This is a genomic window from Kaarinaea lacus (genome assembly GCF_975902315.1).
This window is the reverse complement of the sequence record NZ_CDLKIE010000089.1, coordinates 1-5866: the sequence shown is the minus strand read 5'-3', so window position 1 is coordinate 5866 and position 5866 is coordinate 1. Positions and strand designations below refer to the sequence as shown.

Below are 5866 nucleotides of genomic sequence, written 5' to 3'. Positions count from 1 at the left end.
GTCCGCACCGGTACTTTGCGTGCGCGACGGGAAGTGAAAATCCACAACCAGGAAGACGGCGAGATCATTCAATTGCCATTCTTTGAAGGGGATCGCGTAAAAAAAGGCGACATGCTGGTTCGTCTTGATGACAAGTTATTACGCGCGCAGCTGGCCAGGGCATTAGCAACCCGGTTGCAGGCAGAGCAGGATCTTAATCGCACCCGCAATCTTTATAAGAAAAAACTGGTTTCCGATGAGGAACTAAGCCGGATCGAAACCGCATTGCAGGTTGCCAAAGCGGATGAAGAAATACTGGCAACACGGCTATCGTATACCGTTATTAAATCCCCAATCACCGGTATTGTCAGTGCCAGACACACTGAACCTGGTAATATTGCAGAACGCTATACACACCTTTTAACGATCTCCGATCCCACATCACTGGTTACCGAGGTCACTTTATCGGAACTGTTAATTTCCAAGCTTTCTGTTAATGATGGAGTCGATGTATCAATTGATGCGCTGGGTGATCAAACCTTCAAGGGCCGTATTAGTCGTATTCATCCCAATCTTGATCCAGTGACCCGCCGAGGTACTGTTGAAGTGGAGTTAAAACCGGTACCGCAGGGCGCGCGCCCGGGACAACTGTGCCGAATCAGGTTACACACCCAGGCCGCAGAGCGATTAGTCATTCCATTTAATGCGCTACGCCGTGACCAAAAGGGTGAGTATGTGTTTGCGATTGACGAACAAGGTAAAGTAAAAAGAAAACCGGTGGTAGGTGGGCTTCGCATTGGGGAACAGCTTGAGATATTAAAAGGCCTTGACGAAGGCCAGCAAGTGGTAACAAAAGGATTTCTTGATCTGGCAGACGGGAAGAAGGTAAAGGTCGTTTCTTTAAAGGCAAAGAAGGCAGGTCAAAGTAAAGAGGCAAAGGACAAGAAAAAGCAAAAGCAATCCACGGATCCTGTGGGCTAATAAACAGTAGCGAGCACGATGGCAAACAAAATGGCTAAACACCTATGGCACAACAACCCATTAAGCTGGGATTAAAACAGCTGACAGCCCGTACCGGTGGTCTGGCTGCGTGGTCGATTCGGCACCCGGTTGGTGTCAGTATGATCGCCCTGGCTGTGATTGTGTTAGGCGTGTTTTCGCTCGGTCGCTTATCCATCGATTTGCTACCACATATTATTTACCCCGATATCCGGGTTCGCATACTTGATCCTGGCGTTCCGGCGACGGTAATGGAAGACCGGGTGACCCGGCAGCTGGAGGAACAGCTGGCAATCACTGAAGATGCGGTGAATGTTCAGTCCAGAACTTCCCAGGGCGCGACTTCCGTTGATCTCTCGTTTCAATACGGAAAAGATATCGATATCGCTTTGCGTGATGCCAGTACTCGTCTTGACCGCGCCAAACGTTTTTTACCGGACACGATCGATCCACCGGTTATTTATAAAAGAGATCCTTCACAGATACCGGTTCTGGAATTCGTCGTGACTTCGCAGTTACGTGACGCCGTTGAGTTGCGATCATGGACAGATGATGTCTTGCGTAAATGGTTTTTAAACCTGCCGGGTGTTGCCGCTGCGGAAATCGGTGGCGGCATGGTGCGGGAAATCCATGTGCTGGTTGATCAACAGCGCCTTGCGGGTATTGGTTTGGCAATGGACGATGTCATTGATGCCTTGCAACGGGGCAACCGAGAGGATCCCACGGGAAGATTGCAAATGTCCCGGCAACAGATATCGGGCAGGATTAGCGGGCGATTTACCAGCGTTGAACAAATCAAACAACTACCTCTGAGACTACCAAACGGTAATACAATTTATCTTGATGAAGTGGCAAACGTCATTGATACGCATGAAGATGAACGTATAAGAGTACGGGCCAACGGTATTAGCGGTGTCAAAATGTCAATTCAGAAACAGCCATCGGCCAACACCGTGGCCGTGGTTGAAGTGGTTAATGACCGTATAGCCTATTTGCGGCAGCAGGGACTGTTACCCGAAGATATCGAAATGGTGCCGGTGTCGGATCAATCCATCTACATTCGACAGTCACTAAACAACTCAACTTTGGCCGCATTGAGCGGCGCATTGTTGGCCATGGCAGTGGTTTATATTTTTCTTGGTAATTTACGTCGCACCTTGATCATCGGCAGCGCCATTCCTATTGCTATCATGGTGACCTTTGTGTTGATGGGCCTGGGTGGATTGACGTTGAACGTTATGACGCTGGGTGGGCTTGCCCTGGGTGTTGGTATGTTGGTGGACAATACGATTGTAATGCTGGAAAACATTTATCGGCATCAACGAGAAGATAACGAGCCTGTTGAAAAGTCGGCTATAACCGCAGCAAAGGAAGTGAATAGTGCCATTGTTGCCGCTACTTCCACCAACCTGGCAGCCGTTTTGCCTTTCCTGTTTATTGGTGGACTAACGGGATTATTGTTTCGGGAATTAATCATTACCATCTCGGCGGCTATTCTGGCGTCGATGATTATTGCGTTAACACTGGTGCCGGCGCTGGCTGCTAAAGTCACCACGGCCAGGGAAAGCCGAGTGCGCAGGTTTATCGACGGCCGCATGCACGCGTTGCAGGAACTATATGGTGTCGTTGTGGGCTGGGTATTGCGTCTACCCTGGGTATTACCCATCATTTTTATTGCTGGGTTGTTCTATGCGTTTCCAACTATTTTTAGTGGGAAAGAAGCATTTTTACCAAAACTCGATGACGGTCGTATTACTGTGCGTATTTCTGCTGATCCAGGGGTTACCCTGGATGAAATGGATCGTGGCGCCAGAGTAATTGAGGAATTATTTTTATCCCAACCCGAAGCCGATATGGTGTTCACCCTTGTGGGGGGGCGGATTTTTGGTCGCACCGAACGTGAAACTCCCAATAGTACTACGATGACCGTGCAGTTAGTTCCATTGAGTGACAGGGCGCTCAGTAGTCACGCATGGATCAAGAAAATGAAAAAAGCGATCGCTAAACAGCAATTGGCAGGTATCAAGGTCCGCATGTATCAGCGTGGTATTCGAGGTATACGCACCAGTCGCGGGGATGAAGATATTAGTCTGCGTATTCGAGGCTCGGATATGAATGTACTGGAAGGTATGGCAAATGAGCTGGTAGAAAAGCTGGGCACTATAAAAGGGCTGCAGAATTTAGAACATTCGTTAGAGGACGAAAATTTTGAGTTATCCATTGATATTGATCGTGAGCGGGCCAGTGCTTTAGGTATTGATGTGGAAGATATTACGAATGCCATGCAAGTGGCACTGGAAGGTAAGGTCGTTACTGATTTTATCGAAGGCGACCGTGCCTACGATGTGCGCATTCGATTGCCACAAACCGAGGCGGCTAATCCGCAGGACCTGGAATCGGTATTACTCTTTGCCGGTACCAAAGACAACCCACCGATTTATTTGGGCAACGTTGCCAGAATACAGTTAATAAAATCGCCAGCCAGCATTACCCGAGACAATCAAATGCGTATTGTAGAAGTCAGTGCCTCGATATCTGAAGATGCGACATTGGGCGGCGTGCTGCAAGAGATGGACACGGTATTGCAGGAATTTTCTATTCCGGCTGGATACAATTTGTATGAGGCAGGCTCCAAGGAAGCTTTGCAGGAAGGCAGGCAGATGGTTCCTGTATTAATAGGGTTGGCCCTGTTTCTGGTGTTTGTGGTTATGGCGGTGCAATATGAGTCATTACGTAATCCATTGGTCATAATGCTTAGTGTTCCCTTTACGATTATTGGCGTTGCGATGGGCGTTGATTTTATGGAATTACAGTTATCCATGCCGGTCAAGTTGGGTTTGATCATGTTAGCCGGCATTGTTGTCAATAACGCCATAGTGCTGGTGGAATATATCGAGATTGTGCGTGCGCGAGGTATGGCGAAACGAGAAGCAATTATAGAAGCAGCACGGCTTCGCTTGCGTCCGATATTGATGACGACGTTAACAACTGTGGTGGGTATGTTGCCGTTAGCTTTAGGATTGGGCGAGGGTGCCGAAATGCTGCAGCCTTTAGCGGTTACCATTGTTGCAGGCCTGTCGTTTTCTATGATTGTCAGCTTGTTACTCGTCCCTGCTATTTATACTATGCTACATTATAAAGATGAAACGGCAGTTGCCGAACTCCAGGTAGAGCAATAAATCACCAGTCGATAGATAACAAAAAAAGGCTAGCGATAAATGAAAAAACTATCTCAAGCAATGTGTAAGATATTGGGCTTAATCTTAACAGTTCTGGTAATTACATCATGCGCAGGCAATGCGTCAAAGAAACGCGCAGATGAGATTGGTGATCCTTCCGTACCTAGCCCGGAATTGAGACAGCACTTTTTAACCATCCGTGATGCATTCAATCGTCACGATACTAACTTCGACGGCTTTCTGGATGTGCATGAATTTGCCCAGTTCCAGACCGACCCCAACATCGTTACTATGCGCAGTAAAATTCCCGAACTCGCGGATTCGGGTCCTATGCTGTTTGAAGAGATTGATGAAAATGGCGACGGCCTGATTTCAGACAATGAAATACAGGTTATCGCACAGCCATTGCTTCCGAGAAAACGGTAACGACTACTTCTACAATTTGTTTGGCTATCCTTGTCTGTTTCAGATGACGGGCGTATGCCTTGCGTATTCTTAAGAGACACTTAATGACTATTAGCCCGGGATGAAAAATAAGAAATCTCTAATATACTTGTCGTGTATTTGCATTTTATTCTTTTCAATCATATAACCCTTTGTTATTAATACTCTATTTGGAGGATCGCATGAGAAAATTGTCGTCCCTTTTTATAATTTCCGTATTCTTCACCAGCATCAGTTCTGTAGTTGTTGCCGAGGATATGAAAGCCATGAAGGAGGAAGCTGTCGCAACCACAAAAGCTTTTGTGAAACAGTTGGGTGGTGCCATGAAAAAGGAAATGAAGGCAGGTGGGCCGGTCGCTGCGGTAAAAGTTTGTTCGGAACTGGCGCCTCAGATTACTGCGCAAATTTCCCGGGAGAAAGGCTGGAAGGTGACACGCGTTGGCACCCGGGTACGTAATCCTATGTTGGGTTTACCTGATCCCTGGGAGCAGAAAGTGTTAGCAAAGTTTCAGGATCGGGCCGCCAAGGGGGAAAAGTTTGACAAAATGGCATTCGCCGAAATTGTGGAAGAACCCAATGGTAAATACTTTCGTTTCATGAAAGCCATAGGTGTTAAAGGTCAATGCCTCGCCTGCCATGGTGATCCCGCGGGAATGAAAGATGAAGTGAAAGCCTTGTTGAAAGAACGCTATCCACACGATCAGGCTAAAGGCTACAAAGCGGGTGATCTTCGTGGCGCCGTGAGTATTAAAAGACCTCTGTAATAGATCGACTTAAATTAAGAATGAAAAAGGCGGTTAATCACCGCCTTTTTTTATTAATAGTAGCTGGGTATAAAAACAGAACGATAGTTTTGCGGTTTACTTCTCATTTATACTGATTGCTGCCATTTGCTTACTGTTAATCTAAATGTAGTCCTCCCCAAAGCTGGCGTTGGGTTATGAGTCATGCAATGTCTGCTCATCGATAAATACAGATATTTATCTTATTCTAAGTTCGAAACTAAGTATTTATTAAACCGCTACCCTATGTACCAAATAGAATACTTTATTTTGCTATCTAAATAGCGATTAAAATTTATTAATCACTTTCTCTCCCTCATCTTAATACCTGGCAATAAGAAATTTTCTTAGTTCAATAAGCAAATACCCTATCCGAGATTTTGCATTATGTTTTACTCATCGTCGTTGCAAACCGCGCTAATTCAAAATTAATATCGAAAGGAGCACTTATTATCGTATCTTCGGCAAAAGAATACTCATAGC

At 46.2% G+C, this 5866-nt stretch carries 4 protein-coding genes; all 4 read left to right on the top strand.

The annotated features are described in order from the left end of the window. A partial coding sequence (locus ACWVCM_RS02145) for an efflux RND transporter periplasmic adaptor subunit (protein WP_455200057.1) occupies window positions 1-960 on the top strand: 960 nt, incomplete at its 5' end. Window positions 961-1004: 44 nt separating this feature from the next. Further along, window positions 1005-4157 (top strand): efflux RND transporter permease subunit, encoded by a 3153-nt coding sequence (locus tag ACWVCM_RS02140; RefSeq protein WP_455200056.1) that lies wholly within the window; start codon window positions 1005-1007, stop codon window positions 4155-4157. A 39-nt stretch (window positions 4158-4196) separates the two neighbouring features. Further along, window positions 4197-4583, top strand: a complete 387-nt coding sequence (locus ACWVCM_RS02135) for a hypothetical protein (RefSeq protein ID WP_455200055.1) — start codon at window positions 4197-4199, stop codon at window positions 4581-4583. 200 nt (window positions 4584-4783) lie between these two features. Next, window positions 4784-5365, top strand: coding sequence for a Tll0287-like domain-containing protein (locus ACWVCM_RS02130; protein WP_455200054.1), 582 nt, complete (start codon window positions 4784-4786; stop codon window positions 5363-5365). Window positions 5366-5866: the final 501 nt, after the last annotated feature.

Excerpts from the sequence above, each read along its gene's own strand:
- ACWVCM_RS02140 (WP_455200056.1), top strand. The coding sequence starts at position 1,005 with ATGGCACAACAACCCATTAAGCTGGGATTAAAACAGCTGACAGCCCGT.
- ACWVCM_RS02130 (WP_455200054.1), top strand. The coding sequence starts at position 4,784 with ATGAGAAAATTGTCGTCCCTTTTTATAATTTCCGTATTCTTCACCAGC.
- ACWVCM_RS02135 (WP_455200055.1), top strand. The coding sequence starts at position 4,197 with ATGAAAAAACTATCTCAAGCAATGTGTAAGATATTGGGCTTAATCTTA.